Source organism: Bradyrhizobium amphicarpaeae (assembly GCF_002266435.3).
Classification (GTDB): domain Bacteria; phylum Pseudomonadota; class Alphaproteobacteria; order Rhizobiales; family Xanthobacteraceae; genus Bradyrhizobium; species Bradyrhizobium amphicarpaeae.
In genome coordinates, this window is the sequence record NZ_CP029426.2 from 6760345 (window position 1) to 6786629 (window position 26285).

Sequence of the window (26285 nt, forward strand, 5' to 3'; positions counted from 1 at the left end):
GCGCGCGGGTCGCAACTCATTGCGGCGGCGCGTAGCCCGGATCAGCGAAGCGACATCCGGGACCTCGCTCGCAGTGTTCCCGGGTATCGCTTCGCTCACCCGGGCTACGAAGCGGCCTACAGCAATTGCGAGCGCACGGATTCCGCGGCGTCGCGCAGCAGTGGCAGGAAACGCTCGATCAATTCCTGCGCCGGCACGCGATCGACATGGGCGCCCATGTTGATGGCGGCCACGATCACATTGTCGTAACGACGCACCGGAACCGAGATCGAGCGGAAATGCGGCTCGGCCTCGCGATCGACCAGCGAATAACCCTGGGCGCGATCGGCGGCGATGCGCGAGAGCAGCGCCTTGGGGTCGGTTTGCGTCTGCGGCGTCAGCGCCTCGCGCGTCATCGCCTTGAGGCGCGCTGCGAGATCGGCATCGTCGAGCTGGCCGAGCATGGCACGGCCGACCGAGGTGCAGAACGCCGGCAGCCGGTAGCCGATTTCGAGCCCGCCGGAGAACATCCGCGCCGGGCTGCTGCGGGCGACGAAGACGACCTCGTCGCCGTCGAGCACCGCGAGCGAGGAAATCTCCTGCGCGGCGGTCGCGACGCGATCCAGCACCGGCTGAAGCACGGCGACGAGTTGGTTGGAGCGAAGATAGGACGCCGCCAGCGTCAGCACATGCGGCGTCAGCGAGAACAGCTTGCCGTCGCCGGAGACGTAGCCGCCGCGTTGGAGCGTGAACAGCATGCGCCGGGCGGTCGCGCGCGGCAGATCCGCCGCACGGGCGAGATCGCTCAGCGTCATCGGACCTGCGGTGGTGCCGAAGCATTGCAGCAGGCGCAGGCCGCGATCGAGCGCCTCGACGAAGTCCGTCGCGCGCTCGTCGTTGTCGCTCCGCTTCAGCTTGGGCATGTCTGGGACAATCCTGCAAAATACTGCTTGCTGCCGGTCCAAGGCATGTCATAATTCGCACATTCGTTCAATAGGCGAACAAGCGCCACTCCACACGAGGATGCACCCGCCATGATGAGCCAGGAGCAGAACGACCTGATCACCCGCACGGGGCCGAAGGATCCGTGCGGCAAGCTGATGCGGAGCTACTGGCAGCCGGCGGCGCTGGTGGATGAGTTGCAAGGCGAGCGACCGATCCGTCCCGTCAAGCTGCTCGGCGAGAACCTGGTGCTGTTCCGCGACGAGCGAGGGCGCTACGGCCTGATCGATCGTCATTGCGCGCATCGCGGCGCCGATCTCGCCTTCGGAAGGCTCGAGCATGGCGGTCTGCGCTGCGCCTTCCATGGCTGGCTGTTCGACGCCACCGGCCAATGCATCGAGACACCGGCCGAGCCGGAGGATTCAAAGCTCTGCCAGAACATCCGGCAGCGCTCCTATCCCGTGGTGGAGAAGAGCGGCATCCTCTGGGCCTATCTCGGCGAGGGTGCGCCGCCGGCCTTCCCGGAGATCGATTGCTTCGTCGCCCCTGGTACTCACACCTTTGCGTTCAAGGGCCACATGGCCTGCAACTGGCTGCAGGCCCTCGAAGTCGGTATCGATCCCGCGCACGCCTCCTACCTGCACCGCTTCTTCGAGGACGAGGACACCTCGACCGCCTACGGCAAGCAGTTTCGCGGCGCCTCGGCCGGAAGCGACCTGCCGATGACGAAGATCCTGCGCGAATACGACCGCCCGATCATCAATGTCGAGCACACCGAATACGGCCTGCGGCTGATCGCGTTGCGCGAGATCGACGAGGAGCGCACCCATGTGCGCGTCACCAACCAGCTCTTTCCGCACGGCTTCGTCATTCCCATGAGCACGGAGATGACGATCACGCAGTGGCACGTGCCGGTCGACGACGAGAACTGCTACTGGTATGCGATCTTCACCAGCTATTCGAACCCGGTCGACAAGCAGAAGATGCGCGACCAGCGGCTCGAGCTCTATGAGCTGCCGGATTACAAATCGCGCAAGAACCGAGCCAACGATTACGGTTTCGATCCGCACGAGCAGCAGACCGCGACCTATACCGGCATGGGCAACGACATCAACGTGCACGACCAATGGGCGGTGGAATCGATGGGCGCGATCCAGGACCGCACCCAGGAGCATCTCGGTTCGAGCGACAAGGCAATCGTGCAATATCGCCGCTTGCTGCGGCAGGAGATCGAGAAAGTCGGCGGCGGCGAGAAGCCGATGCTGTTCCTGGACGAGAGCAAAGCACGCGGCATCCAGGGGCCGGCGACCATGGACGGCATCGGGCCGACCCAGGGTTGGGAGCTCTACTGGATGGAGGTCGACGTCAAGCGCCGCCGCGGCGCTCCCTGGGCCGCACCGGTCCCGAAGGAGATCGCGGACAACGTGCACCGGCTGACGGCGGCGGAGTGACGTCCATGCACGGACCCCGTAGGGTGGGCAAAGGCGCAAGGCGCCGTGCCCACCACGTTGCTGCTCGGACGATAGAGAAGGTGGGCACGCTTCGCCTTGCCCACCCTACGGCAGTTGAGGGAGTGATGAAGTGACTTTCGTCGCGCGTCATGCGCTGTGGTCGGATGAGCAAAGGGATGCCGCGTCGCGCATGCGCCGTCTCGTCGAAGACAAGAATCTCGAGGTCATCCGCCTCGCCTTCCCCGACCAGCACGGCATCCTGCGCGGCAAGACCATCATCGCCTCGGAGGCGATCGCGTCGCTGGAGAGCGGCTGCTCCATCACCACCACCATGCTGGCCAAGGACACTTCGCACCGCACGGTGTTTCCGGTGTTCACCGCCGGCGGCGGCTTCGGCATGAAGGAGATGGAGGGCGCGGCCGACGTGCTGATGGTGCCTGATCCCACCACGTTTCGCGTCTTGCCGTGGGCACCGACCACGGGCTGGGTGCTGTGCGATCTCCATTTCCAGGACGGCCGCCCGGTGCCGTTTGCGACGCGCTCGCTCTATCGCAAGGCGCTCGACGAACTCGCCAGCCGCGGCCACGATTTCGTCGCGGGGCTGGAGGTCGAATTCCACATCTTCAAGCTCGACGATGCGCATATGCGGCCCGAGGATGCGGGACAGCCGGGCACGCCGCCCTCGGTGAGCCTGCTCAGCCACGGCTATCAATATCTCACCGAGCAGCGCTTCGATCAGATGGAGCCCGTGCTGGAGATTTTACGGCGCGACATCGTCGCGCTCGGGCTGCCGTTGCGCTCGGTCGAGGTCGAGTTTGGCCCGAGCCAGTGCGAGTTCACCTTCGCTCCGAAGAAGGGGCTGGAGCCCGCCGACAACATGGTGCTGTTTCGTTCTGCCGTGAAGCAGATCGCGCGCCGGCACGGCTACCACGCCACCTTCATGTGCCGGCCGAAACTGCCGAACGTGTTCGCCAGCGGCTGGCACCTGCATCAGTCGATCGTCTCGCGCGCCACCGGTGAGAACCAATTCATGGCGAAGGACGGCGGCGAGCCGCTCAGCGCGTTTGGCCGCGCCTGGCTCGCCGGCCTGCTCGATCACGCGCATGCATCGACCGTGTTCACGACACCGACCATCAACGGCTACAAGCGCTACCGTTCCTATTCGCTGGCGCCGGACCGCGCGATCTGGGGCCGCGACAATCGCGGCGTGATGATCCGCGTGCTCGGCGGCGCCAATGATGCCGCAACGCGCCTGGAGAACCGCATCGGCGAGCCCGCCGCCAATCCCTATCTCTACATGGCCTCGCAGATCCTCTCGGGCCTCGACGGCGTCGACCGCAAGCTCGATCCGGGCCCGTCCGCCGACACGCCCTACGAGACCAAGGCGCCGCTGCTGCCGAAATCACTGCGCGATGCGGTCTCTGCGCTGAAGGACGATCCGTTCTTCCGCGACAAGTTCGGGCCTGAGTTCGTCGACTATTACACCCACATCAAGAACGCCGAGATCGATCGTTTCCTGAGCGAGGTCACCGATTGGGAGCACCGCGAATATTTCGAGGCGTTTTGAGCTGGCGATCAGCTCCGGTCATTCTGCGCGAGGCAGCGGCATGCTCGGCACGCCTCCTGCTGCAAGAGCGAACGAATTCGCCGTGCCGACCGAGATGCGGTTCTCGCGGTCACCATTCGGCTGGCGGAAGCCGGCTTGTGTGACGTCTGCGCGCCGGGCTGTGCCAGCCGGATGCGCCGCGACGAGCCGGCCGGCGCGTCGCGCATAGGCACGTCGCAGCCCGGCATCACGCTGATTGCCTCCGCGCGCGATCAACTGCTCGTCGGCATCGGGACGATAGATGACGCCGCAACCGGCAACCAGCGTCGCCGGGGCGCGGTACCCCAACGAATTGCCTTCGTTGTAGGTGAGGTCCGCCAGATTGGTCGCGAGCAGTTCGATTCCGTGCAGTCCGATGATCGAGCCTCGTGCAGCCTTGACCTCGACCGTTCGTACTTGCGGATTGCAGCGGGAGCGCGCCTGCGGATATTCCTGAATGGCTGCGCGTGCATATGACAGCACTTCGCCGGTCTCGTAGACGCGGTCGACGACAAGACCTTGAACGTTTTCGGCCAGGAGTGCCTTGTTGACGAGGTGCGCACCGGTCACAGGAGACGGATCGAACGCGAACACCTTGGCGATCCGCGGACCGCTAGACTTGGTCGCAAGCGCGACGAACTGCGCGAGACCGCCGCCCAGCGAATGTCCCGTCGAAACGATCTGCGGCTTCCGGGCAGCCCGCTTGTAGCAATCCAGATTCTGGATCTGCTTCATGATCGTGTCCACATTGCGCTGGAGCTGCTTATAATAGTCGTCGTAGGGCGAACCGAACCGGCTGAGGTTGGAATACCAGTCACCTCCCGAGAGCCCAACCGTGCCGCGGAACGCGATGCTGACCTCGCTGCAAGACGGGCGTGCGGACGCACGCGTCCGAGCCCACACCTGGTATGTCGGGCCGCTGCCGAAATCCCAGCCGCGCCTGGCGTAAGCTGCCTTGCAAGCTTCGTCGGCGGGGTCGAGGCAGGTGAGGTAAGAGTCGCTGCCGAACTGGTAGCGCCACGGCTTGAAGACCTTCCGCGCATACCCTTTGAGGTCTTCCTGCGAGGTCGGAATCGCATTCTGCACGGCGTACTCGACTTCATCGCCGAGGCCAGCATCCCGCATCGTGTTCAGCACGCCGACCGGCTTGTAAGCCGTCGCCGACTGGATGGCGTAAGGCAAATAATACTCGGCATGTCTGTAGACATAGGCCGCCAAGATGTCGGGATCCGCGTTGGATTGAGCCGCGACGGGCTGAACCGAAGTAAGCCAGAGTGCCGCACCCGCGCTGGCAAGAACGATTCGAAATGCTGTGAAACGAAACCGCATGGCAACGTCTCCAAAAATATATAAGACAATCTATGGGTGCATGAGACCATAGTCTCTCCTGGTTGGCAATATCGGAGACGAGCAGCCGGCAGGAGGTCGATCAACAATCAGCCCAATGATCCCAAAGCCCGCCTCCTTCCACGCACATCGGCGACCACCGCAACGATTGCGTAGACAGCGAACATCCCGATCGCGAGCGGAGCCCCCTCGAGGATCCTCCAGCCCAGGCCGACCACCTGATGCGCGGCGCCGCCGACATCGCCGCCAAAGACGATGCAATCACCCACGCCGCCTTCGTTGGGTTCGCACTTTGGATTGACGAGATGGCTGATCGAAAGCATGGGGCCGAAATAGGGGACGAATGCGCAGACGAGACCGATTGCAAACGCCAGCAGCAATCGGGACCATAACCGAGGCCAGCCAAGCGTAATCAGCCAGTAGCAAGACGCGAGCCACAACACGGCGAGGCCGTCGCCAAAGCGGGAGCCCACCAAATAGCCGGCATCCAGCGCATGCCTGATGATCTCTGCAGCAGAAGGACCGATGGAGCAGCCAGCATCGCTGCCGGGTCTGCATCCCAAAAGTCCTGCAAAGAGAGAGGTGAGCAATATCACCAATTCCGGAAGGAACGGCACGACGACCAGCAGCAATAAGCCGGCTCTCCAGCGCAGACGATAAAAATTCCCGTCAGGTTTCGATGTCATGCTTGATGCGGGGTCATTATCCAAAATGATCTTCCGCGAAGACCCCAAGCCTCTACTACCTCTGATAGAGAACGATCGCAATGGACATCATCCGGTTCTTTCGGCGCTACTGACGTCGGCTTGCGCGCTGCCGGGACGCGTCTGAACTCAGGTAAGTCTGGTTGACCAGATGCCAGAACTTGCCACGCGCGAGCTCTAGATCCCCAGGTACTTATGCTGCAAATCCGGCTCGGCCATCAGCTCGTCCGACGTGCCGCTCCACACCGTTTTGCCGCGCTCGATGATAGTGTGGCGGTCGCAGATGCGGGCGAGGTGCTCGATGTTCTTGTCGACGACCAGGATCGACTGGCCCCGGCTCTTGAGCAGCGACAGGCAGTGCCAGATCTCCTCGCGGATCAGCGGCGCGAGGCCTTCGGTCGCCTCGTCCAGGATCAGCAGCTTCGGGTTGGTCATCAGCGCGCGGCCGATCGCCAGCATCTGCTGCTCGCCGCCGGAGAGCTGGTTGCCCATGTTGGCGGCGCGTTCGGCGAGGCGCGGAAACATGACGTAGATCGCGGCCAGCGTCCAGGGATTGGGGCTGCCGAAGCGATCGGCGGCAGCCGCGACCAGATTTTCGCGCACGGTGAGGTTCGGGAAGATCTGGCGTCCCTCGGGGACCAGACCGATGCCGAGTTTCGCGATCCTGTAGGACGGAAGCTGCCTGACCTCGGCGCCCGCGAAACGAATGCTGCCGGCGCGGGCCGGCGTCAGGCCCATGATGGAGCGAATGGTCGTGGTCTTGCCCATGCCGTTGCGGCCCATCAGCGAGACCATCTCGCCCGGCTTGATCGACAGCGACAGCCCGAACAGCACCTGGGAGAGGCCATAGCAGGTCTCGATGCCGTCGACCTCGAGCAGCGTGTCAGCCATGATGCGTCACCACGTGCTGGTCGCCGAGATAGGCGCGCTTGACGTCCTCGTTGGCACGGATCGCGGCTGGATCGCCCGAGGCGATGACGCGGCCATAGACCAGCACCGAGATGCGGTCGGCGAGCGCGAACACCGCCGGCATGTCGTGCTCGACCAGCACGATCGAGACTTCCTTGCGTAACTCCTGGAGCAGCTTCACCATGCCCTGCGATTCGGTGACGCCGAGACCGGCCATGGGCTCGTCGAGCAGCAGCAATTTCGGCTTGCTGGCGAGTGCGACGGCAAGCTCGATCTGGCGCCGCTCGCCGTGGCTGAGCCTCGACACCAGCACGTCGGCGCGATGAGCCAGCCCGACGCGATCCAGCGCAGCGTGCGCGGCATCGCGAAGGCCCTTCTCCTTGCGCGCATTGGCAAAGAAGCGGAACGAGGTGCCGGCATGCGCCTGCGCGGCCAGCGCGACGTTGTCGGCGGCGGTGAAGTCGAGCAGCAGCGAGGTGATCTGGAACGAACGCGCAAGGCCCAGCGCGCAGCGGCGATGGGCCGGCAAATAGGTGATGTCGCGGCCGCCGAGCGAGACGCTGCCGGAATGCGGATCGAGATGCCCGGTCAGCTGGCTGATCAGCGTGGTCTTGCCGGCGCCGTTCGGGCCGATGATGGCGTGCAGCTCTCCGGCCGCGACGTCGAGCGAGACGTTGTCGGTGGCGATGATGCCGCCGAAGCGACGCACCAGCTTTTCGACGCGGAGCAGGGGTTCAGCCACGGCCGACCCTCCCCAGCATGCCCATGATGCCGCCACGGCCGAACAGCACGATCAACAACAGCAGCGGGCCCATGATCAGCGCCCAATATTCGGTGATCTGCGACAGGAATTCTTCCAGCAGCAGGAACACCACCGCGCCCACGACCGGGCCGAACAGCGTGCCCATGCCGCCCAGGATCACCATCACCATGAGGTCGCCGGAGCGGGTCCAGTACATCACGGCCGGGCTGACGAAATCGGTGTTGTTGGCGAGCAGCGCGCCGGCGAGGCCGCACATCGTCCCTGAGATGACGAAGCAGACGAGCTGGTAGCGTTTGGCCGGAAAGCCGATCGCCTGCATGCGCTGCTCGTTGGAGCGCAAGCCCTGCACGACGAGGCCGAAGCGCGAATTGACGATGCGCCAGATCAGGAAGATGACGCCGAGCAGGCAGGCGAGGCAGAGATAATAGAACTGCGTGCGGTTCGACAGGTTGATCAGCCCGGAGAAGTCGCTGCGCTTGTAGACGGTCAGGCCGTCATCGCCGCCGTAGCGGGCAAGGCCGGAGGCGACGTAATAGGCCATCTGCGCGAAGGCGAGCGTGATCATGATGAAATAGACGCCCCGGGTGCGCAGCGACAGCGCGCCGATCACCAGCGCGTAAGTAGCGGACGCCGCGAGCGCGACCGGAAACTGGATGAAGCCTGAGCCGACACCTTCCTGCGCCAGCATGCCGACCGCGTAGCCGCCGATGCCGAGATAGGCGGCGTGGCCGAAGCTCATCATGCCGCCAAAACCCATGATGAGATTGAGGCTCGCGGCCGCCAGCGCCAGGATGACGATGCGGGTGAACAGCGTCAGGATGAAGATATTGCCGGACGCTTGCGAATACAGCGGCAACAGCACGAGGCCGGCCAGCATCAGGGCCGTGACGGCCTTGCTCACAGTAAAAGACTTCATCGACGGTTGGCCGGAAACAGCCCCTCCGGCCGCACCACCAGCACGATCGCCATCAGCAGGTAGATCAGCATGGAGGACAATGCGGGCGCGGCGGTGGAGGCAGCGGCGCCGCTCAGCACCTGCCGCAGCAGATTGGGCAGAAAGGCGCGGCCGAGCGTGTCGATCATGCCGACGAAGATCGCGGCCAGGAAGGCGCCGCGGATCGAGCCGATGCCGCCGATCACGATGATGACGAAGGCGAGGATCAGGATGTTCTCGCCCATGCCGATCTGCACGGTGAGGATCGGCGCCTGCATCAGCCCGGCGAGGCCCGCGAGCGCGGCGCCGAGGCCGAACACCAGCGTGTAGAGCAGCTTGATGTTGATGCCGAGCGCGCCGATCATCTCGCGGTTGGAGGCGCCGGCGCGGATCAACATGCCGATGCGCGTGCGCATCACGCCGAGATAGAGCAGCAGCGCCACCAGCAGCGCCACCACGATGATGGCGAGCCGATAGGCCGGATAGTGAATGCCGGGCAGGATCGGCACCGGCACCGTGAGCCAGACCGGCAGCGGCAGCGCAAGGCCGGCCGGCCCCCAGATCAACCGCACGGCTTCATTGAAGAACAGGATCAGCCCGAAGGTTGCGAGCACGTGGTCGAGATGATCCCTCCCATAGAGATGCCGCAGCGCCGACATTTCGAGCACGATGCCGAGGATCAGAGTGGCGCCAAGCGCCAGCAGCGCGCCGAGCAGGAAGCTGCCGGTCCAGGCCGCGAAGGTCGCGGCGAAATAGGCGCCCATCATGTAGAGCGAGCCGTGCGCGAGGTTGACGAAATCCATGATCCCGAACACCAGCGTCAGGCCGGCGGCGAGCAGGAACAGCAACAGGCCGAACTGCAATCCGTTCAAGAACTGTTCGACGACGAGCAGCATCAAGACTCTTTCAGGCGCACGCGGTGTTGCGCCGATGTTCGAACACGGTCGCCATCAGTGAAAGAGCTCCCCCTGCCTCATCAAGGCGGAAAAATGGGTAATGGCAGTATCGTTCCGAGGCAAGAGCGATTCGACACCGAACATGCACTTTGTTGCATGCCGGTGCATGCGGTCGAAATGGCCTTGCAAGAAGGCTGCCGCGTCGGCTGGGGCAACCTGCCGCACCCAAACGATCACCCTCCCCCCGTTGCCGGGAGGAGGGTGCTGGAAAATGTCGATCGAGGAGATGCGTCTAGTGCGACGTCATCTGCTGGGAAAGGTCATCCGTTTCGGCGAGCACGCTGTTGGCCGTCGAGGCCTCCAGCGCCGCCATCCGGAACAGATAGGCGAGCGTCGCCAATCCGGTGTCGTCCGCCATCTGCGCCAGCTCGAGCGCCATGTCGGACATGTAGCCGAGATTCTCGTCCCTGGTCTGCGCCATGATCTGGCTGTCCCGCATCATGTTCGACATCTCAGGCGCTCTTTCGTTGTGCGGCGAGGCCGCAGAGGTTGGCACGGGCGACGGCGTCGAGACGCGGGCCGTCCTGGCGCACGACATCCTTCATCCCGATACGGTCGCGCACGACATCGAGCGATTCCTGACGGACCTCGATGGACGCCGCCATGGTCCAGGAATTCTCGATCAATGCCGGCAATCCCAGCGGGGTCACGACGAAGCCGATGTCATGGAAGCGAGGCAGCCACCAAGTCTCCATGACGAGACAGAGACGCTCGATACCCTGATCCAGACAGAACTCCTGCGCCGCCGCCATCAATTGCAGATTGAACGCGCCGTCGCGGCGCTCGCGCGAAACGAAGAAGCGCGACCACTCCCAGACCAGCGGGTCCGAGGGGCAACCGCGCACCGCGGCGAGATGCGGGAAGACCTCGCTCATCATCGTCGGCTTGGTGGTCGGATACAGGCGGGAGCCGCCGAGCACCCGGCGGTTTTCGAGAGCCAGCAGGTAGATCGCGTCCTCATTATCGTAGGTGTCGATCTCGCGGCCGTCGGGCTTGCGCAGCGCCTCCCATTTCCGCTCCTCGACGAAAATCTCGTGTCGCACCCTGAAATGTTGCTCAAGAACGTCCTCGTAGAGGTGCCGGTTAACGGCAGAAATCACATGAATCATTTATTCCCCCATTTTTCGAAATAATGGGGAATCCTCACGGAAAACGGCCAGACCGACTATTGGGAAATTTCCCAGTAGGCGCGGATTTCAGGGGGAGATGATTCTGTGGCGGATCGCGATCGCGACCGCATGCGTCCGGTTGACGGCGCCAAGCTTGCGCGCAGCGGTTGAAAGATGCTCCTCGGCCGTGCGCTGCGTGATGTGCAGGATCTCGCCGATCTCCCAGGCCGACTTGCCCTGCGAGGCCCAGGCGAGCACCTCGCGCTCGCGCGGGGTAAGGCGCGTCGATGGATGCGGCTCCGGAACGAGCAGACGGCGAATGTGATCGAACCCGTACATCCCGATCAGGTGCAGCGCCGGCTTGCTGCGGGCATTGAGATCGAGATGAACGCCAGCGAGCGAGACGCCGGCCTCATAGCCGGTCAGACCGTGGATCGGAACGACGAAGCCGCGCGACATGCGGAAATCGGCAGCGCGCCGCATCACCTCCACCGCGCCGGGCTCCAGCTCCGGATCATACGGCGCTTCGGACCACTCGAAAGGATTCACCGTCTGCCGGCATTTGCGGATCACGGGATCGACACGGTCGTAACTCTTTTGGGTGTAAAGGCTGAACCACTCGGCCGGCCACCTCTTGGCGAGCACCATCTGGGAGAAGCGCTGATCGGGATTCGGCAATCCCGTCACGATGATATGCTCGAAGCCGTACCGGCCGAACGCGGTTGCAAGCGCCTCCATGGCATCCGGAACCTTGGTATAGGCTCCCAGCCCCTCAATGAAGTCCAGCGCTTCCCGGCCATAATCCACGGCGGACATCGGTGCGTTTCCTGACCCACACGGCCCTCGTATAGCACGTATTCGAGGGCTGCCTCAATTCGCTGCAGCCGTAGTTCTTCGGTGCTCATCCGGACTGAAGATTTAAACTACTTGTGGCAGAATTGACGTCACGATACACCTAAGGCGACCGAAGCGGGAAAACCACGATGGAAGACGAGGACATCGCCCTCAACAGCGTGCTCGGCCTGGAATTGAACCGCGTGTTTTTCGCCGTCCGCGAAACGGCAAACAAGCAGAAGATCATCGAGTTCGCGCGCGAGGTGCTGCAAGGCGAGCGCGAGGAACTGGCCGAAAGCGTCTTGCCGGAAGGGCCGGCGAGCTAGAACGCAATTGCAGCATAGCTCGCGCCGGCGACAGCCGGGGGCTCAAGCCCGCGACCTGGTCTCGAGATCTATAAGCGCGCGACGTCCAACCGAGATCAATTCGTCCAAAGCCGTTATGCCGGACTGAGCCGCGTCCAGCAGACGTGCAGCAACGAGCTTCCGGCTCTCGTGATCGCCGCCGTGCCTGACGTGACCGAACGCGGCCTCGAGTGCCGCATCCAGGACAGTTCGCATGCGCCCCTCGACCTCGCTCATGTCATCTCTCACAAGACGCGCCTGCATTGGCGCCGATCCGTTCATGTGATGAAGTGGCAAGATTGTATGTGCAGTTGTGAACACTTAGCGTCGGGGATCGATGGCCCGAGGTAGTGGACGGCCCCGCCAGGCCGAGCCGCCCGTGGCCGATAGATCGCGACCGGGGGCGACCGACACCAATCATCGGCCGCACAACATCGATCCTCGCGACTTGTTCCTAACCAAGCGCTGACAAATTTGCCCGCCCCCCACTAGGCGTTCTGAGGTTCTTTGCTTAGAAAATCCGGAGGGAACCAGGATGGGACATGACTGACGGTATCACCAAATCCACGACCGGCATCGAAGGCTTTGACGATCTGACGCTGGGCGGCCTTCCCACCGGACGGCCGACGCTGGTCTGCGGTTCGGCCGGCTGCGGCAAGACGCTCTTTGCTTCGACCTTCCTCTTCAACGGCGCGAAGATCTACGACGAGCCCGGCGTCTTCGTCACGTTCGAAGAGCGCCCGGTCGATATCGTCGCCAATGTGGAATCGCTCGGCTTCGACCTCCAGGGGCTGATCGATCGGTCCAAGATCCACATCGAACACATCGCCATCGATCCGTCGGAGGTGGCCGAGATCGGAGACTACGATCTGGAGGCGCTGTTCCTGCGGCTCGAATTCGCCGTCGATCAGATCGGCGCCAAGCGCATCGTGCTCGACACCATCGAGAGCCTGTTCTCGGCGTTCTCCAATCCGGCGATCCTGCGCGCCGAAATCCGGCGCTTGTTCGACTGGCTCAAGCAGAAGGGCCTGACGGCGGTCATCACCGGCGAACGCGGCGACGGCAGCCTGACGCGGCAGGGCCTCGAAGAATACGTCTCCGATTGCGTCATCCTGCTCGATCACCGGGTCGAGAACCAGATCTCGACGCGGCGGCTGCGCATCGTCAAATATCGCGGCACCGCGCACGGCACCAACGAATATCCGTTCCTGATCGACGAGGACGGCTTTTCCGTATTGCCGGTCTCCTCGCTCGGCCTCGGTCACAAGGTGTTCGACGAGCGCATCTCGACGGGGGTGCCCGACCTCGACGCCATGCTCACCGGTGGCGGCTTCTACCGGGGCAGCAGCATCTTGCTCACCGGCGTCGCCGGCTCCGGCAAGAGCTCGCTCGCCTGCATGATGGCCGACGCCGCCTGCCAGCGCGGCGAACGGGCCCTCTATCTCTCGTTCGAGGAATCCGAGGCGCAGACCGTGCGCAACATGAAGTCGATCGGCACCAACCTGGACAAGTGGCTGAAGCAGGGCCAGCTGCGCTACATCGCCGCGCGCCCGACTTTCTACTCGCTCGAAATGCACCTTGCGATCATGCTGCGCGAGATCAACAGGTTCAAGCCTCGGCTCGTCGTGCTCGATCCGATCTCCGCCTTCACCGATTCAGCCGACATCGCCGAGGTGCAGGCGATGCTGCTGCGCATCGTCGACTACCTCAAGTCCAACGGCATCACTGCCGTTTTTACCCATCTGGCAAGTGTCGAGCAGGCGGAAACCGACGCCGGCCTGTCGTCGATCATGGATGGTTGGATCCTTCTGCTCAACCGCGAGGCCAACGGCGAATTCAACCGTGAACTCTATCTCCTGAAAGCGCGCGGCATCTCGCATTCCAACCAGGTCCGCGAGTTCGTCATGTCGAATAGCGGCATCCACCTGCTGGAGCCCTATCTGGGCGAGGGCGGCGCATTGACGGGTTCGGCGCGCCGCAACGAAGAGGCGCGGGCGCGCCGAGCCGAGACCGAGCGGCAGACCGAGGTCGCCCGCGTGCAGGACCAGGTCACGCAACGGCGGCGCCGCGCACTCGCCCAGATCGAAGCTCTCAACGCGGATATCGAAGCCGACGAGGCCGAGCTCAAGCGGTTGATGACGGCCGAGGAAATCTATCAGCAACAAAGCCGGGAAAACACCGCAGCACTGGCGCGCGGACGGGGATTGGACCTCTCGACCGGCAAGAAGAAGCAGGACTAAGCCATGACCGAAGTCGACAAAGAGCCCGTCAAGCTCGTCCTCTACGTCGCCGGCGAGACGCCCAAATCGCTCGCCGCGATCCGCAATCTGGAAAAGATCTGCTCCGAGCACCTGGCCGGCAAGTACAAGGTCGAGGTCGTCGACCTCAAGAAGCAGCCGCAGCTCGCCCGGGAGCATGGCATCGTCGCCATTCCGACCCTGGTGAAGGAGCTGCCGGTCCCGATCCGCAAGATCATCGGGGACCTTTCCGACACCCAGAAGGTTCTAGTTCATCTGTCGGTGGAGGAATGATGGCGGTGGTATCGCTCGTATCTGCGTTGACCCGGGACGAGCTCGAGGCTCGGCTTTACGAAGCCGAGGAGACGCTCCGGGCCATCCGCGAGGGCGAGATCGATGCCGTCGTCATCAAAGGCGGCACCACCGAGCAGGTCTTCACGCTCGAAGGCGACGGACACTCCTATCGAACCTTCATGGAAGCGATGGACATCGGTGCCGCAGCGTTCGACGCCGATGGGCAATTGCTTTATGCCAACCAGGCGCTGTGCAACCTGCTCGACCAGCCGGCCAGCGAGCTGTCCGGGCAGGCGTTGCTCGGCATGCTCGACGCCGTCAACCAGACAACTTTCCGCCGGCTGCTCACCCAGGCGCTGCGGGAGCGGCAATCCTCTGAAATTCACGTTCGCGTCGGCGACAGCGAGCGCAGCTTCCTCCTCACCGGTGCTCCGATCGATTTCGGCATCGTGAGCGGCGTCGCAATCACGTTCACCGACATCAGCGAGCGCGAGCAGACGGCGGCCGCCAGGGAGTCCGAGCGGCTGGCGCGGTCAGTTCTCGCCTCCGCCAACGAGGCCGTCATCGTCTGCGACCGCTCCGGCATGGTCACCCACATCAATGGGGCCGCCGAACGGATCTGCGCCGAGGGTCCGATCGGGAAGCGGTTCGAGGAGGCGATCGCGCTGACCTTCGCCGATGCTGCCGAGCTGATGTCGGGTGCCGATATCGTCGCGATGGCTGTCGGGGGTACGCCGGTGCAGGGACTCGAAGCGGCAGTGAAGACATCTGCCGTCGACGTCACCGATGTCATGATCAGCGCGGCACCGCTCGTCGTATCCGGCGACCGGACCCAGGGCTGCGTGGTCACGCTGATCAACCTGTCGCAGCGCAAGGCCGCCGAGCGTCGCCAGACCCTCCTGATGGGCGAGCTCGATCACCGCGTCAAGAACACGCTGGCCATGGTGCTGGCGATCTCCGCGCGCACCGCGTCCCACGAGCGCACCATCGAGGACTTCCAGAAATCCTTTTCCGGCCGCATCCAGGCCCTGGCGGCCACCCATACATTGCTGTCCAACGCGTCCTGGGAGAACCTCCAGATCAAGGACGTGCTCAGCGTCGAGCTGGCGCCTTATGCGACGCTCTCCAGCGGACGCATCACGATAGAAGGGCTGGATATCTCCGTCGACTCCAAGACGGCCGTGTCCCTAGGGCTGGTATTCCACGAATTGACGACCAACGCAGTGAAGTACGGCGCGCTTTCGACCCGCGCCGGCAAGCTGTCGGTGCGGCGGATCGGCCTGCTTGACGACGGCGCGCTGCAGATCGAATGGGAAGAGCGCGGTGGGCCCCTGGTGACCCCGCCGACGGTCTCGGGCTTCGGCCAGACCTTGATCTCGCGCAGCCTCGGCAGCGGTCCCAACGGCGGCACGAAGCTCGAATACCGGCCGACCGGCGTGGTCTGCCAGATCCTGATTCCGAAATACGGCCACTTCCATTCCTAGAATATTGCCGCTGGATGGCCGCGCGCCTTCCGTGAGATGATCCAGGAAGACCATTCCGGGACATCCAGAGATGATGACGCTGCGCCAGGTGGAAGTGATCCGTGCCGTGATGGTGACGGGCACCATCGGCGGCGCGGCGAAGCTGCTCAACGTCTCCGCGCCGGGGATCAGCCGCCTCGTCAAATACACCGAGCGCTCGCTCGGCATCCGCTTCTTCCAGCGCCAGAACGGACGCTACTTCCCGACGCCGGAAGCCGAGAACATCTTCGAGCAGATCAACGGGGTCTACAAGAAGGTCGACGATCTCTCCGAGATCATCTCCAAGATCGGCCGCGGCGGTCTGTCCGAGCTGCGGATCGGCTCGGTGCCGAGCATCTCGCAGGTGATGGTGCCGCGCGCGATCGAGCGCGTCCGCCGCCGCTATCCTGATTTGGGCATCGACATCAACATCCTCAAGCTCGAGGAGGCCATCGACTATCTCATGCTCGGCCGCGGCGAGTGCGTGGCGATGAGCTACCGGCTCGAGCATTCCGGGCTCGACTTCATGCCGCTGGCCTCGGGCGAGCTGTACTGCATCGTGCCGCCGGGGCACGAGCTCGCCGGCCGCAAGCAGGTCTCGGCCGCCGAGATCACCCGCTATCCGCTGATCGGCATCGATCCCAACGATCCCTACGGCCGGATCATGGCCGAGATCTTTGCCCGCGACCGTCTCGCCTACAACATCACCATCCGCGCGCGCTTCGGCACCACGGTCTGTGCTCTTGTGAAGGCGGGCCTCGGCATCGCCATCATCGACCAGTTCACGGTGGCCCATGGCGGCTATCCCGGCATCGAGCTTCTGAAGATCGCCGAGCCGACGCGGTTCGACACTTACATCGCGGTCAAGCGCGGCGCGCCGCTGTCGCTCCATGCCGAGTCCTTCATCGAGTCGCTGCGCGCCGAGATGCGCGCGGTCGAGCCGTCCCGCGGCAACGGCAAGGCCGTGCCGGGCGGCAACGGAAGGGCCGTGCCGGGCGGAAACGGCAAGGCCGGCGGCACGCGCGGGCGGAAGAAATAACATCATGTTAGGTTTGCCGGATGAAAGGGTAATTGTGTTAGGCGGGGGAAAGGCTATCGTCGCGCCAGGAACTGCGCTTGGCTTGCGGGAATTTCCTCGCTAATCGCCGGGACCGAACGCTCCTTTTGAGACGATAGCGAACCATGTCGAAGCGCGGATACGCCGCCAGCAAGAAGCTCCTCACCGGACTGATCGGCGCGCCGATCGCGCATTCCGCCTCCCCCGCCATGCATGAGCGCGCCGCCGAGGCGCTCGGCCTGCGCGGCCATTACCAGCTCATCGAGGTTGCCGGCGCCGATGCGGCGGGGCTTCGCATGATGCTCGAAGGCGTGCGGCGGCTCGGCTTTGCCGGCGTCAATGTCACCTACCCCTACAAGGAAGCGGTGGTCCCGCTGCTCGACGAGCTGGCGCCGGGCGCAGCCAGCATGGGCGCGGTCAACACCGTCGTCGTCAGGGACGGCCGCCTGACCGGCCACAACACCGACACCACGGGCTTTGCGCGCGCGGTGGCGCCGTTGCTGGCGTCCGCGGGGAATGCCGTTGCGGTGATCGGCGCCGGCGGCGTCGGCAAGGCGATCGCGTTTGCGCTGGCGAGCCTGGAGGTGCGCGACATCCGCATCTTCGACAGCGAGCCGGCGCGCGCGGCGACGCTCGTCTCCCTGCTGGCGCCGCGAGGCGGCGCAAGGATCGCCGCAAGCGTCGAGGATGCGCTGCAAGGCGCAACCGGTCTCGTCAACGGCACGCCGGTCGGCATGCTGCCGGACCGGGGCATGCCGGTTGCCGCCACGCTTCTGCACGAAAAATTGTGGGTCGCGGATGCGGTCTACTCGCCGCTGATCACGCCGCTGCTGGCAACGGCCCAAGCCAGGGGCGCGCGGATCATGACCGGGCGGGAGCTCGCGATCTATCAGGCCGCCGACGCGTTCGAACTGTTCACGGGCCTTGCCCCATCGACCGATGTCATGGGAGAGGCATTCGACGAGGTGATGGCGGCACGAAGCTCGGCCTATCACGCAGCCTAACCGAAGCGGCCGGACACAAGGCCGCGAGCAATCTCGACGAAAAATGGAAAATGGGAGGAGAAACCATGAAATCGACAATCCTGGCAGGCGCCCTGCTTGCGTTCGCAGCTGCAACCGGCGTCCACGCCCAGGCGATCAAGCTCGCCGACGTCGCCGAGCTCTCGGGCGGCGGTGCCACCGTCGGCACCAATTGGAAGAACGGCATCGACCTCGCGATCGAGGAGATCAACGCCAAGGGCGGCGTGCTCGGCCGCAAGCTCGAGGTCACCCACGCCGACTCGCAGTCCAACCCCGGCGTTGCCCGCGCCCAGGTACAGAAGGCGCTCGACGCCGAACCCTATGTGCTGCTCGGGCCCGGCTATTCCGGCTCGGTCAAAGTCACCGCGCCGCTCGCGGCCGAAGCCGGCATCGCACAGATCATGGGTGGCGAAGCCGCCGAGTTGACGCAAGGAGGCAACAAGTTCCTGTTCCGCACCTCGTTCGGCCAGCAATCCTCGATGCCGAAGGTCGCGAAATACATCCATGACGAGATGAAGGCGAAGACGGTCGCGGTGGTCTGGGTCAACAACGATTTCGGCCGCGGCGGCCGCGACATGGTGACCAAGGAGCTCGAACGTCTCGGCTCCAAGGTGGTGGCCGATCTCTCGACAGAAGCCGGCCAGGCCGATTTCGCCGCCGACGTCGGCAAGATCAAGGCTGCCAATCCCGACGCCGTGTTCGTGTACCTCAACGAGGAAGAGAGCGCGCGCATCCTGAAAGAGCTGAAGCGCCAGGGCGTCACCGCGCCGCTGATGGGCGAGACCACGCTGATCGGCCAGAAGGTGATCGAGCTCGCCGGCGACGCCGCCAACGGCGCCCGCGGCCATGTCGGCCTCACCACCGATGCGCCGGTCGATCTGATCAAGGCGTTCCGCGAGAAGTTTGCCAAGAAGTACAATTACGTCCCTGACCATAACGGCCTGAAAGGCTACCTCGCCGTCTACATGGTGAAAGCCACCACCGAGAAGATGGGCAAGGTCGACCCGAAGAAGTTCGCCGACACGCTGCACGGACTGACCATCAAGGCCGCGGACGAGCCGGGCATTCTGATGGACGTCACCTTCAGCGATACCGGCGATATCGACCGCCAGAGTTTTCTGGTCGAAGTGGTCGAAGGCAAGCAGGTCGTGAAGCAGGTGCTGCCGAAGGTGAAGTGATCTGAGCCTCTCTCCGCAGGCGGAAGGGCTATCGCGTATCGACGTTTTGCGAGATCTGAGCGCGCGCCTCGTCCTTCGAGACGACCGCTTCGCGGTCTCCTCAGGATGAGGCTAAGCGGCAGCGATGCTCGTTGAAACGATTGCCGCGCACTCCGCCCTCATCCTGAGGGTCCGCCAACGGCGGGCGTCTCGAAGGATGGCTACAGGCAAGATCGCTCCCATATGCGATTGCCCTAGCGCTCGCGGGAGCGGGAGAGAAAAGAGGGGAAAATGTCCAACCTGTTCGATCTTCTAGTCGCGGGGCTTGCCACCGGCGCGATCTATGCACTGGTCGCGGTCGGCTTCACGTTGCTGTGGCAGACCTCGCAGACCATCAATTTCGCGCAAGGCGAGTTCGTGATGCTGCCGGCGTTCCTGATGCTGGCGGCGATGCATGCGGGCGCGCCGTTCTGGCTCGCGATCATCCTCGGCATCCTGCTGTCGATGATCCTGCTCGGGCTCGGCTTCAAGATGCTGCTGGTCGACCCGATGATGCGCCACGGCGTGCTGCCCCTCGCCATCGCCACCATGGCGCTGGCGATCGGCCTCAAGGAAGCGGTCAAGCAGTTCTTCAGCGCCGAGGCCTCGCCTTTCCCGTCGATCGTGCCGACCGGCGACATCTCCATCCTCGGCCACGCGATCTCGCTGCAAAGCATCGGCGTCCTCGTCGTCGCGATTCTGGCCGTGTTCGGCCTGACCGCGCTTCTCAACCGCACCTCGCTCGGCCACCAGATGCAGGCGGCTGCACAAAACCCGACGGTGGCGCGCATCATCGGCGTGCCCGTGGAGCGGATGATCCTGCTGACTTTCCTGATCAATGCCTTCCTGGTCGCGCTGGCCTCGCTCTTGATCACGCCGATTTATTTGGCAAAATTCTCCTCCGGCGAGGTGCTGGGCCAGGCCGCTTTCATCGCCGCGATCGTCGGCGGCTTCAACCAGGTGCGCGGCGCGATCGCCGGCGGCCTGCTGATCGGCGTGCTCGACAATCTCGCGGCCAGCTACGTCTCCACCCAATATCGCGCGGCGGTGCCGCTGATCTTCCTGATCGTCGTCATCCTGTTCCGGCCGCAAGGGTTGCTGGGCCGCGCCGAGGAGCGCACGGTATGATCGGCTTCGGCAAACCCCTGAAGATCGCGCTCGGCCTGATCGTCATCGCCGGCCTGATCGTCATCCCCATGAACTTCAACCGCTACGGCCTGTTCATCCTCAGCCAATGGGCGGTGATGAGCATCGCCGCGATGGGCCTCAACCTCACGCTCGGCTATGCCGGCCAGGTCTCGCTGGCGCAAGGCGCCTTCGTCGGCATCGGTGCCTATGCCGCCGCCATCATGACCACCCATGGCTGGCCGCTGCCGGCGGCGATCGTCGTCGCCATCGTGCTGGGCTTCGCGGTCGGCTGGGTGCTCGGCTATCCCGCGCTGCGCGTGCAGCACCACTACCTTGCCTTCGTCACGCTGGCCTTCTCCACCCTCGCCTTCCTGGTGTTCCGCAACGAGAGCTGGCTGACCGGCGGCATCTACGGCATCTCCAACATCCCGCGTCCGCATGTCTTCGGGATCGCAACCAACAAGCCCCTGCCGTTCTACTATGTCTGCCTCGGTTCGCTCGCGATCGTGTCGGTCGCGGTATGGTGGCTGATCCGCTCGCCCTGGGGCCGCGCCTTCATGGCGCTGCGCGAAAACCCGCTTCGGGCGCAGTCGCTCGGCATCGACACCCGCCGCTACACGCTGATGGCGTTCGCGATCGGCTCGGCGCTCGGCGGCGTCGCCGGCGCGCTCTACGCGCCGCTGACGCAATATATCGATCCCGTGCCTTTCAACCTGTCGCTTTCGCTCGACCTCCTGATGATGGTGATCGTCGGCGGCGCGGGCTTCTACTTCGGCCCGTTCCTCGGCGCGATGATCGCGGTGCTGCTGCCGGAATGGCTGCGCTTCACCGAGGGCTATTACCTGATGCTCTACGCGATCGCCGTGATGGGGCTTCTGATCTGGTCACCGACCGGCATCCTGGGAATCCTCGACCGTTACCTTGCCGAGCGCCGCACCAAGGCGGCCTCCGCGCTGCGCGCCGTCGCGAAATCCCGCCTGGAGACGGCGCAATGAGTTCGGTCCTCGAAGTCACCGAGATCAAGAAGAACTTTGGCGGCATCAGCGCCGTCGACGGCGTCTCTTTCGACGTCCGAGAGGGCGAGATCCTCGGCCTGATCGGGCCGAACGGCTGCGGCAAGTCGACCCTGTTCAACTGCATTCTCGGCCAGCTCACGCCAAGTGGCGGCGAGGTCAAGCTCGACGGCAAGGTCGTCACGGGCCTCCGCCCCTCCGAGCTCAACAAGCTCGGGGTCAGCCGCACCTTTCAGCTGCTGCAGGTGTTTCCAAAACTCTCGGTGCGCGAGAACCTGATCCTCGCGGGCCAGGAGCACCAGGGCAACATGGCCTCGCGCCTGGTCGGCCGCTCCGATGCCGGACTGACCGATGCCGCCAACCAGATGATCGGCTTCTTCAAGCTCGACCATCTCGCCGACGAACCCGCCGGCGGACTGTCCTATGGCCAGCAAAAATTGCTCGACGCCGCCATGGCCTTCATGGGCGGCCCGCGCCTGGTGCTGCTCGACGAGCCCGCCGGCGGCGTCAACCCGTCGATGCTTGCGGATTTGAAGGACCGCCTGGTCGCGATCAACCGCGAGAAGAACGCCACCTTCGTCGTGATCGAACACAACATGGAATTCGTGATGTCGCTGTGCTCGCGCGTGATGGTGATGGCGGAAGGCAAGGTGCTGGCAATGGGACGGCCCGACGAGGTGCGGAAAAACCCCGCCGTGATCGAAGCCTATCTCGGACATTAGGGAGCGCGAGCCATGAGCGACCCGATACTCTCGGTTCACAATCTCGTCGGCGGCTACGGCAAGATGACGATTTTGAACGGCACCAATTTCTCGGTGCCGCCTGCGACCATCACCACCATCATCGGCCCGAACGGCGCCGGCAAGTCCACCGTGTTCAAGGCGATCTTCGGCCTGCTCAAGCTGCGCGAGGGCAAGGTCAGCTTTGCCGGCCGTGACGTCACCGGTTTGAGCCAGCGCGCGCTGCTCAATGCCGGCATCTGCTACGTGCCGCAGGGCCGCAACATCTTCCCCGAGCTGTCGGTGCGCCACAATATCGAGCTCGGCGGCGTCGCTGCCGGGAAGGGCCTCGATCTGCCGAAGCGTATCGAGGCGGCACTCGACTTGTTTCCCGCGCTGCGCCGCAAATCCACACAGCAGGCCTCGACGCTCTCCGGCGGCGAGCAGAAGCAGCTCGAGATCGCCCGCTCGCTGCTGCTCGAGCCCAAGCTGGTGCTGATCGACGAGCCCTCGATCGGCCTGTCGCCGCTGATGGTGCAGCAGACCTTCGACATCCTGAAATCCTTGCGCGACCGCGGCGTCACCATCCTGATGATCGAGCAGAACGCGCGCTCGGCGCTGGAGATCTCCGACATCGGCATCGTGCTCGAGCTCGGCCAGACCCGCATGGTCGACGACGCCAGGCGCATCCTGAACGATCCGCGCATCGGCCAGCTCTTTCTCGGCGGCGCCATGGAGGAGAGTGCGGCATGAACGAGCGCTCGATCGCAACCGTCTCCCTCTCCGGCGCCCTCGACGAGAAGCTCCGCGCCATCGCATCCGCCGGCTTCGACGGGGTCGAAATCTTCGAGAACGATCTGCTGTCGTTCGGTTCCGGCCCGCGCGACATCGCAAAGCTCTGTGGCGATCTCAACCTGAAGATCTCTGCGTTCCAGCCGTTTCGCGATTTCGAGGGCATGCCGGAGCCACAGCGTGCGCGCAATTTTGCCCGCGCCGAGCGCAAATTCGATTTGATGCAGGAACTCGGCACCGATTTGCTGCTGATCTGCTCCAACGTCTCGCCGGCTTCGCTCGGCGGCATCGACCGCGCCGCCGATGATTTTCGGGAGCTGGGCGACCGCGCCGCCAGGCGCTCCTTGCGCGTCGGCTACGAGGCCTTGGCCTGGGGCCGCCACGTCAACGACTATCGCGACGCCTGGGAGATCGTACGGCGCGCCGATCATCACGCGATCGGAATCATCCTCGACAGCTTTCACGCACTGGCACCGGGATTTCCCACCCGCGCGATGGCCTCGATCCCCGGCGACAAGATCTTTCTGGTGCAATTGGCGGACGCGCCGAAACTCGAGCTCGACATTCTGTCGTGGAGCCGTCACTTCCGCTCTTTCCCCGGCCAGGGCGACCTGCCGGTCGGCGAGTTCATGGCCGCGATCGCGGCGACCGGCTATGCCGGGCCGCTGTCGCTGGAGATCTTCAACGACCAGTTCCGCGCCGGCTCGGCCACGCAGACCGCGCTCGACGGCCTGCGCTCGCTGATCCTGCTGGAGGATCAGCTTGCGCCGGACTGGCCGAACTTCGCCACCGAGCCGCTGGCGCCGAAGGCGAAGAGCCGCGGCACCGGCTTCATCGAGTTTGCCGTCAACGAGACCAAGGCCGGCGAACTCGGCCGCCTGTTTGCGCAACTCGGCTTCCGCAAGTCCGGCGCGCATCGGAGCAAGGCCGTGGAGCGCTGGTCGCAAGGCGACGTCGAGCTCGTCATCAACAGCGAGACCGACGGCTTTGCACATTCTCACTATGTGACGCACGGCCCCGGCGTTTGCGCCATTGCGCTCGATGTCGACAATGCCGGCCTTGCCATGCAGCGCGCCGAGACGCTGAAGGCGCGCACCTTCTACCAGCCGGTAGGGCCGGGCGAGCTCGAGATTCCCGCGATCCACGGCGTCGGCGGCAGCCTGCTGTATTTCCTCGATCAGGCCGGCAGGAACTGGGACACCGATTTCGAGCCTGTCCCGAGCAACGCAAGCGGCGACGCCCTGCTCGCCGTCGACCACATCGCACAATCGATGCCCTATGACGAGATGCTGTCCTGGCTGTTGTTCTACACCGGCATCCTCGATTTGAAGCGGCTGCCGCAGATGGAGATCTCCGATCCCAGAGGCCTCGTGCAGAGCCAGGCCATCGTCAACGCCGATCAGAGCCTGCGCTTCGTGCTCAACGGCTCCTCGGCCAACCGCACGCTGCCGGCGCGCTTCATTTCGGAGTTCTTCGGCTCGGGCGTGCAGCACGTCGCGTTCTCGTGCCGGGACATCTTTGCGACGGTCGCGCAGATGCGCAAGCGCGGCGCGGACTTCCTGGATATCCCTGCCAATTACTACGACGACATCGAAGCCAAATACGATCTTGCGCCCGAGCTGATGGCGCAGCTGCGCACCAACCACATCCTCTACGACCGCGAGGGCGACGGCGAGTTCTTCCAGGTCTACACCCACATCTTCGACGAGCGCTTCTTCTTCGAGATCGTCGAGCGCAGGGATTATCAGGGATTTGGCGCGGCCAATGCCGGCATCAGGCTCGCGGCCCAGGCCCGCGAGGTGCGGCCCGCGAGCATGCCGCGGGCGTAGGCTCTTGTTTTCCTCGCCCCTTGTGGGAGAGGGTGGCTCGCCGCGCAGCGGCGAGACGGGTGAGGGGTCTCTCACCGCGAGCACGTCTCTCGCAGTTGAATACGCGGATACATACCCCTCATCCGGCGCTTCGCGCCACCTTCTCCCACAAGGGGAGAAGGGGCTGCGTCATTCGTGGCTACCAGCGGCTCACTTCATCGCGCACTTGTCGTGGAAGCGATCCTGGTCGTTCTCGACGATCGTCGCGACCGTCTTCAGCGAGAGCTGGCCTTCGCCGTCTTTCACCACGTCCTGCAGATAGAAGTTCTGCACCGGGATGTGGTTCTTGCCGTATTTGAAGGGGCCGCGCAGCGACTTGAAGTTGGCCTTCTCCATCTCGGCCTTCATCGCGTCCTTCTTGCTGGTGTCGCCCTTCACCGCGATCACCGCACTGTTGATAAGCTGTGCCGCGTCATAGGCTTGCGCACCGTAATAGGTCGGACGCAGGCCGGTATATTTCTTGCGATAGTCGGCGACAAAGCGCTTGTTCTGCTCGTTGGGGAGGTCGTTGACCCATTCCTGCGCGCCGGGAACGCCGAGCGCGTTTTCCTTCTGCAGCGGCAGCGACAGCTCGTCGACGGTGAACGCCGTGTAGAGCGGCATCGTGCTCTTCAGGCCCGCCTGGGCATATTGATTGAGGAACTGCACACCGGCCGCACCGGGATAGAACACGAAGATCGACTCGGCGCCGGAGGCGCGGGCCTTGGAGAGCTCGGCGGAGAAGTCGAGCTGGCTCGGCCAGACCGTGTATTCCTCGCCCTTGACCTCGCCCTTGAAGGTGCTCTTGACGCCCGCGAGCATGTCCTTGCCGGCCGCGTAGTTCGGCCCGATCAGGAACACGCTCTTGACGCCCTTCTGGTTCATGTAGAGGCCCATCGCGGCAGGCGTCTGGTCGTTCTGCCAGGAGGTCGAGAACACGTAAGGCGAACACAGCTCGCCGGCGAGCTGCGACGGGCCTGCATTGGCCGAGATCAGGAAGGTCTGCGAGTCCACGGCGGTCTTCAGCGAGGCCAGCAGCACGTTCGACCAGATATAGCCGACGATGAAATCGACCTTGTCGGACTGCACCAGCTTCTCGGTCTTCTGCTTGCCGACATCGGGCTTCTGGCCGTCATCCTCGTAGATGACCTCGACCGGCTTGCCGTCCATTTTGCGGCCCATGTGATCCAGCGCCAGCTCGAAGGAGTTGCGCATGTCGTTGCCGATCACGGCGGTCGGGCCGCTGAAGGTCGAAACGAAACCGATCTTGATGGTGTCGCCGGCGAACGCCGGGTTCGCCAGCACCAGCGCCGCTGCGCCCGCCAGCCAGAATGCCGTCCTCATAACCACTCCCCTCCACATTATTGAGCCCGGAAACGGGGTGATCGCCGCCCCGGGTCTATCTCTATTGAACGCAAAATCCGTCGCGCCGCCAATGGCTCAGTGCCTGCCCTGCACCATATTTCGCCCCAATCGGCGAAGGCAAGAAATATAATTCTACATACTTCGGCCAACCCTGCGGCGCTTTCTCGCGCCTGATCGATACATCCGGCCTATGCGGCGATTGATGACGGCTATTGGACCGCAGCGCCCGATCCGCACTTAAATGGGGAAGTCGAGC

General features: G+C 64.1%; 26 protein-coding genes. 14 read left to right on the forward strand and 12 right to left on the reverse strand.

Going from position 1 to position 26285, the window contains the following annotated elements; all coding sequences use genetic code 11:
• Window positions 1–116 precede the first annotated feature (116 nt).
• Window positions 117–902, reverse strand: coding sequence for an IclR family transcriptional regulator domain-containing protein (locus tag CIT40_RS31750; RefSeq protein WP_094892524.1), 786 nt, complete (start codon window positions 900–902; stop codon window positions 117–119).
• Between the two features lie 111 nt (window positions 903–1013).
• On the opposite strand from CIT40_RS31750, the gene CIT40_RS31755 reads away from it, so the two are divergent.
• Together CIT40_RS31755 and CIT40_RS31760 are read left to right on the forward strand one after the other, a co-directional pair.
• The gene (locus CIT40_RS31755) at window positions 1014–2372 is read left to right on the forward strand and encodes an aromatic ring-hydroxylating dioxygenase subunit alpha (protein WP_094892525.1); all 1359 of its coding nucleotides are present in this window, start codon (window positions 1014–1016) and stop codon (window positions 2370–2372) included.
• 130 nt (window positions 2373–2502) lie between these two features.
• Entirely contained in the window at window positions 2503–3939 is a 1437-nt protein-coding gene (locus CIT40_RS31760; protein WP_094892526.1) for a glutamine synthetase family protein, read from the forward strand.
• An 18-nt stretch (window positions 3940–3957) separates the two neighbouring features.
• On the opposite strand, the gene CIT40_RS31765 is transcribed toward CIT40_RS31760, so the two are convergent.
• The 9 genes from CIT40_RS31765 to CIT40_RS31805 all read right to left on the reverse strand — a co-directional run bounded on the left by CIT40_RS31765 (window position 3958) and on the right by CIT40_RS31805 (window position 11495).
• Complete coding sequence (locus CIT40_RS31765; RefSeq protein WP_094892527.1) at window positions 3958–5286, reverse strand: lipase family protein; 1329 nt, start codon at window positions 5284–5286, stop codon at window positions 3958–3960.
• 107 nt (window positions 5287–5393) lie between these two features.
• The gene (locus tag CIT40_RS31770; protein WP_094892528.1) at window positions 5394–5936 is read right to left on the reverse strand and encodes a hypothetical protein; all 543 of its coding nucleotides are present in this window, start codon (window positions 5934–5936) and stop codon (window positions 5394–5396) included.
• A gap of 249 nt (window positions 5937–6185) precedes the next feature.
• Window positions 6186–6899, reverse strand: coding sequence for an ABC transporter ATP-binding protein (locus CIT40_RS31775; protein WP_094892529.1), 714 nt, complete (start codon window positions 6897–6899; stop codon window positions 6186–6188).
• The gene (locus CIT40_RS31780) at window positions 6892–7659 is read right to left on the reverse strand and encodes an ABC transporter ATP-binding protein (protein WP_094892530.1); all 768 of its coding nucleotides are present in this window, start codon (window positions 7657–7659) and stop codon (window positions 6892–6894) included. The genes CIT40_RS31775 and CIT40_RS31780 overlap by 8 nt, the downstream gene beginning before the upstream one ends.
• On the reverse strand, window positions 7652–8596 hold the full coding sequence (locus CIT40_RS31785) for a branched-chain amino acid ABC transporter permease (protein WP_094892531.1): 945 nt from the start codon (window positions 8594–8596) through the stop codon (window positions 7652–7654). Before CIT40_RS31785 ends, CIT40_RS31780 begins: the two co-directional genes overlap by 8 nt.
• The gene (locus CIT40_RS31790; protein WP_094892532.1) at window positions 8593–9510 is read right to left on the reverse strand and encodes a branched-chain amino acid ABC transporter permease; all 918 of its coding nucleotides are present in this window, start codon (window positions 9508–9510) and stop codon (window positions 8593–8595) included. Before CIT40_RS31790 ends, CIT40_RS31785 begins: the two co-directional genes overlap by 4 nt.
• A 292-nt stretch (window positions 9511–9802) precedes the next feature.
• Window positions 9803–10021, reverse strand: a complete 219-nt coding sequence (locus CIT40_RS31795; protein ID WP_094892534.1) for a hypothetical protein — start codon at window positions 10019–10021, stop codon at window positions 9803–9805.
• Between the two features lies 1 nt (window position 10022).
• Complete coding sequence (locus CIT40_RS31800; RefSeq protein WP_094892535.1) at window positions 10023–10679, reverse strand: acyl-homoserine-lactone synthase; 657 nt, start codon at window positions 10677–10679, stop codon at window positions 10023–10025.
• Window positions 10680–10766: 87 nt separating this feature from the next.
• Window positions 10767–11495 carry a helix-turn-helix transcriptional regulator gene (locus tag CIT40_RS31805; RefSeq protein WP_094892536.1) on the reverse strand — a complete coding sequence of 243 codons (729 nt, stop codon included), beginning with the start codon at window positions 11493–11495 and terminating at the stop codon, window positions 10767–10769.
• 167 nt (window positions 11496–11662) lie between these two features.
• On the opposite strand from CIT40_RS31805, the gene CIT40_RS31810 reads away from it, so the two are divergent.
• Entirely contained in the window at window positions 11663–11839 is a 177-nt protein-coding gene (locus tag CIT40_RS31810) for a hypothetical protein (protein ID WP_094892537.1), read from the forward strand.
• A 42-nt stretch (window positions 11840–11881) separates the two neighbouring features.
• On the opposite strand, the gene CIT40_RS31815 is transcribed toward CIT40_RS31810, so the two are convergent.
• Complete coding sequence (locus CIT40_RS31815; RefSeq protein ID WP_148667245.1) at window positions 11882–12094, reverse strand: hypothetical protein; 213 nt, start codon at window positions 12092–12094, stop codon at window positions 11882–11884.
• A 305-nt stretch (window positions 12095–12399) separates the two neighbouring features.
• Here CIT40_RS31815 and kaiC point away from each other — a divergent pair, with 305 nt between their 5' ends.
• The 11 genes from kaiC (at window position 12400) to CIT40_RS31870 (ending at window position 24646) form a co-directional block, all read left to right on the forward strand.
• Complete coding sequence (gene kaiC / locus CIT40_RS31820) at window positions 12400–14097, forward strand: circadian clock protein KaiC (RefSeq protein ID WP_094892539.1); 1698 nt, start codon at window positions 12400–12402, stop codon at window positions 14095–14097.
• A gap of 3 nt (window positions 14098–14100) precedes the next feature.
• Window positions 14101–14388: a circadian clock KaiB family protein gene (locus tag CIT40_RS31825; RefSeq protein ID WP_094892540.1), complete on the forward strand. Its 288-nt coding sequence runs from the start codon at window positions 14101–14103 to the stop codon at window positions 14386–14388.
• A gap of 5 nt (window positions 14389–14393) precedes the next feature.
• Window positions 14394–15872: a sensor histidine kinase gene (locus CIT40_RS31830; RefSeq protein WP_094892570.1), complete on the forward strand. Its 1479-nt coding sequence runs from the start codon at window positions 14394–14396 to the stop codon at window positions 15870–15872.
• Window positions 15873–15942: 70 nt separating this feature from the next.
• Window positions 15943–16929: a LysR family transcriptional regulator gene (locus CIT40_RS31835; RefSeq protein WP_244611881.1), complete on the forward strand. Its 987-nt coding sequence runs from the start codon at window positions 15943–15945 to the stop codon at window positions 16927–16929.
• Between the two features lie 143 nt (window positions 16930–17072).
• Window positions 17073–17951 (forward strand): shikimate dehydrogenase, encoded by an 879-nt coding sequence (locus CIT40_RS31840; protein WP_094892541.1) that lies wholly within the window; start codon window positions 17073–17075, stop codon window positions 17949–17951.
• 65 nt (window positions 17952–18016) lie between these two features.
• Window positions 18017–19147, forward strand: a complete 1131-nt coding sequence (locus CIT40_RS31845) for an ABC transporter substrate-binding protein (protein ID WP_094892542.1) — start codon at window positions 18017–18019, stop codon at window positions 19145–19147.
• Window positions 19148–19417: 270 nt separating this feature from the next.
• Entirely contained in the window at window positions 19418–20293 is an 876-nt protein-coding gene (locus CIT40_RS31850) for a branched-chain amino acid ABC transporter permease (RefSeq protein ID WP_094892543.1), read from the forward strand.
• The gene (locus CIT40_RS31855) at window positions 20290–21288 is read left to right on the forward strand and encodes a branched-chain amino acid ABC transporter permease (protein ID WP_094892544.1); all 999 of its coding nucleotides are present in this window, start codon (window positions 20290–20292) and stop codon (window positions 21286–21288) included. The genes CIT40_RS31850 and CIT40_RS31855 overlap by 4 nt, the downstream gene beginning before the upstream one ends.
• Entirely contained in the window at window positions 21285–22028 is a 744-nt protein-coding gene (locus CIT40_RS31860) for an ABC transporter ATP-binding protein (protein ID WP_094892545.1), read from the forward strand. Before CIT40_RS31855 ends, CIT40_RS31860 begins: the two co-directional genes overlap by 4 nt.
• A gap of 12 nt (window positions 22029–22040) precedes the next feature.
• Window positions 22041–22778 (forward strand): ABC transporter ATP-binding protein, encoded by a 738-nt coding sequence (locus CIT40_RS31865; protein ID WP_094892546.1) that lies wholly within the window; start codon window positions 22041–22043, stop codon window positions 22776–22778.
• Entirely contained in the window at window positions 22775–24646 is a 1872-nt protein-coding gene (locus CIT40_RS31870) for a bifunctional sugar phosphate isomerase/epimerase/4-hydroxyphenylpyruvate dioxygenase family protein (RefSeq protein ID WP_094892547.1), read from the forward strand. The genes CIT40_RS31865 and CIT40_RS31870 overlap by 4 nt, the downstream gene beginning before the upstream one ends.
• A gap of 189 nt (window positions 24647–24835) precedes the next feature.
• Here CIT40_RS31870 and CIT40_RS31875 read toward each other — a convergent pair whose 3' ends face one another.
• On the reverse strand, window positions 24836–26008 hold the full coding sequence (locus tag CIT40_RS31875) for an ABC transporter substrate-binding protein (RefSeq protein WP_094892548.1): 1173 nt from the start codon (window positions 26006–26008) through the stop codon (window positions 24836–24838).
• Window positions 26009–26285 lie beyond the last annotated feature (277 nt).

What these genes read in the sequence shown, in the direction of transcription:
- CIT40_RS31785 (WP_094892531.1), bottom strand. Translation starts at nt 8,596, where the DNA reads ATGAAGTCTTTTACTGTGAGCAAGGCCGTCACGGCCCTGATGCTGGCC.
- CIT40_RS31800 (WP_094892535.1), bottom strand. Translation starts at nt 10,679, where the DNA reads ATGATTCATGTGATTTCTGCCGTTAACCGGCACCTCTACGAGGACGTT.
- CIT40_RS31845 (WP_094892542.1), top strand. Translation starts at nt 18,017, where the DNA reads ATGAAATCGACAATCCTGGCAGGCGCCCTGCTTGCGTTCGCAGCTGCA.
- CIT40_RS31775 (WP_094892529.1), bottom strand. Translation starts at nt 6,899, where the DNA reads ATGGCTGACACGCTGCTCGAGGTCGACGGCATCGAGACCTGCTATGGC.
- CIT40_RS31855 (WP_094892544.1), top strand. Translation starts at nt 20,290, where the DNA reads ATGATCGGCTTCGGCAAACCCCTGAAGATCGCGCTCGGCCTGATCGTC.
- CIT40_RS31810 (WP_094892537.1), top strand. Translation starts at nt 11,663, where the DNA reads ATGGAAGACGAGGACATCGCCCTCAACAGCGTGCTCGGCCTGGAATTG.
- CIT40_RS31835 (WP_244611881.1), top strand. Translation starts at nt 15,943, where the DNA reads ATGATGACGCTGCGCCAGGTGGAAGTGATCCGTGCCGTGATGGTGACG.
- CIT40_RS31765 (WP_094892527.1), bottom strand. Translation starts at nt 5,286, where the DNA reads ATGCGGTTTCGTTTCACAGCATTTCGAATCGTTCTTGCCAGCGCGGGT.
- CIT40_RS31850 (WP_094892543.1), top strand. Translation starts at nt 19,418, where the DNA reads ATGTCCAACCTGTTCGATCTTCTAGTCGCGGGGCTTGCCACCGGCGCG.
- CIT40_RS31840 (WP_094892541.1), top strand. Translation starts at nt 17,073, where the DNA reads ATGTCGAAGCGCGGATACGCCGCCAGCAAGAAGCTCCTCACCGGACTG.
- CIT40_RS31860 (WP_094892545.1), top strand. Translation starts at nt 21,285, where the DNA reads ATGAGTTCGGTCCTCGAAGTCACCGAGATCAAGAAGAACTTTGGCGGC.
- CIT40_RS31815 (WP_148667245.1), bottom strand. Translation starts at nt 12,094, where the DNA reads ATGAGCGAGGTCGAGGGGCGCATGCGAACTGTCCTGGATGCGGCACTC.
- CIT40_RS31750 (WP_094892524.1), bottom strand. Translation starts at nt 902, where the DNA reads ATGCCCAAGCTGAAGCGGAGCGACAACGACGAGCGCGCGACGGACTTC.
- CIT40_RS31790 (WP_094892532.1), bottom strand. Translation starts at nt 9,510, where the DNA reads ATGCTGCTCGTCGTCGAACAGTTCTTGAACGGATTGCAGTTCGGCCTG.
- CIT40_RS31795 (WP_094892534.1), bottom strand. Translation starts at nt 10,021, where the DNA reads ATGTCGAACATGATGCGGGACAGCCAGATCATGGCGCAGACCAGGGAC.
- CIT40_RS31870 (WP_094892547.1), top strand. Translation starts at nt 22,775, where the DNA reads ATGAACGAGCGCTCGATCGCAACCGTCTCCCTCTCCGGCGCCCTCGAC.
- CIT40_RS31875 (WP_094892548.1), bottom strand. Translation starts at nt 26,008, where the DNA reads ATGAGGACGGCATTCTGGCTGGCGGGCGCAGCGGCGCTGGTGCTGGCG.
- CIT40_RS31865 (WP_094892546.1), top strand. Translation starts at nt 22,041, where the DNA reads ATGAGCGACCCGATACTCTCGGTTCACAATCTCGTCGGCGGCTACGGC.
- CIT40_RS31805 (WP_094892536.1), bottom strand. Translation starts at nt 11,495, where the DNA reads ATGTCCGCCGTGGATTATGGCCGGGAAGCGCTGGACTTCATTGAGGGG.
- CIT40_RS31755 (WP_094892525.1), top strand. Translation starts at nt 1,014, where the DNA reads ATGATGAGCCAGGAGCAGAACGACCTGATCACCCGCACGGGGCCGAAG.
- kaiC (WP_094892539.1), top strand. Translation starts at nt 12,400, where the DNA reads ATGACTGACGGTATCACCAAATCCACGACCGGCATCGAAGGCTTTGAC.
- CIT40_RS31825 (WP_094892540.1), top strand. Translation starts at nt 14,101, where the DNA reads ATGACCGAAGTCGACAAAGAGCCCGTCAAGCTCGTCCTCTACGTCGCC.